Genomic DNA, 699 nt, shown 5'->3' with positions numbered 1-699 from the left:
GCCCGACGCCGTACGACCTGCCTGCTTCCCCGTGCAACCCGGGTGCCTGGAGCCGCGACGTGCACTGGCGGACACCGGGAAGGGGCGCGCGGGGCGGATGCCCCGTGACGAGGTCGTGACGAGACCCACCCTGGGAAGGTTTTTTCCCTATCGGGAACGCGCGGGGCTGTAGGGCCGGACTGTAAGAAGGCCGGTGTTACCGATCAGCGGGCGGATCCGACGGCGGTGTGGCCACGGGCTCCGCCGGGGCTTCCGGGGCCGCGACCTGGGCGGCGGCAGGCGGCGCGGCCACGGGCTCGGGACGCGGCTCGGAAGCAGGCCCGGCCACGGGCTCGGCCACGGGCTCGGAAGCCCCTCCGGGAGGAGGCTCCGGCGTCACCCCGCGCTGCGTCACGGCGCGCATCACCCGCACGATCAGCAGCACCCCGGCGATCGCCAGCAGCACGCGCCAGACGATGAGGGGCACGGGGGGCTCGCTCACCGTGAAGCGCGCGTGCAGGGCCTTGGGCCTGGTGGTGAGGAAGCGCACGTCCACGTCCCAGGGGCCCGCTTCCGGGGGGACGAACTCGGTGCTCCAACCCACGGCGTCGCGCCGGAGGGTGCGCGTCACCTGACCGGGCACGCCCTCCTGGGAGAACGCCACGGTGACGACGCCCTGGAAGGGGGGGCCCTGGAGGTTGCCCACCGACAGCGTGAGGC

General features: G+C 74.4%; 1 protein-coding gene. It reads right to left on the bottom strand.

Annotation, left to right across the window (positions count from 1 at the left end):
- Nucleotides 1-196: 196 nt before the first annotated feature.
- On the bottom strand, nt 197-699 hold a 503-nt coding region (locus D7V97_RS45175; protein WP_120616308.1), incomplete at its 5' end, for a hypothetical protein.

It is taken from the genome of Corallococcus sp. CA053C (assembly GCF_003611675.1).
GTDB lineage: Bacteria > Myxococcota > Myxococcia > Myxococcales > Myxococcaceae > Corallococcus.
The sequence above is the reverse complement of the archived record's forward strand: the minus strand, read 5'-3'. Positions and strand labels throughout refer to the sequence as shown.